This window comes from Winogradskyella alexanderae (genome assembly GCF_020166335.1).
Taxonomy (GTDB): Bacteria; Bacteroidota; Bacteroidia; order Flavobacteriales; family Flavobacteriaceae; genus Winogradskyella; species Winogradskyella alexanderae.
The window spans coordinates 1-406 of record NZ_JAIUJR010000043.1 but is presented as its reverse complement, the minus strand read 5'-3'; the positions used below and the strand labels follow the sequence as shown (position 1 = coordinate 406).

At 35.5% G+C, this 406-nt stretch carries 1 protein-coding gene; it reads right to left on the bottom strand.

From position 1 onward, the window contains the following. The coding region (locus tag LBU54_RS15300; RefSeq protein WP_224531995.1) for a discoidin domain-containing protein at positions 1-406 on the bottom strand (406 nt) is incomplete at both ends.

Here is a 406-nt window from a genome sequence, read left to right as displayed (position 1 = left end):
AAGATGCCAATTCACCATAAGCTTCAAATTCAACGATATGTACTCCAATATTTGCAGAGTTATAGTTCATATTTACGCGTAAATACCTAGCTGTAGCATTTAAGCTTTCAAAGGTATTTCCTTGGCTATTAGCAAGAGTTGTATTGTCATTAAAGTCAACAATCTTTGTCCAGCTGACACCATCAGTAGATGCTTCTATATCGTATTGATAATATCTATTGTCAAGATGATAGTTGGTAACTACAATTTTGTTTACATTATAAGTATTTTGCAAATCTACTTGCCACCATTCACCATGAGGATTAGCTCCCCAATAATTGTTGCTTGCCGAATAATTACCATCATTGGCTTCCGAACTTCCGCTATTAGGTTCATAACTTGATGCACTAGACGGCTTGTTTAATGC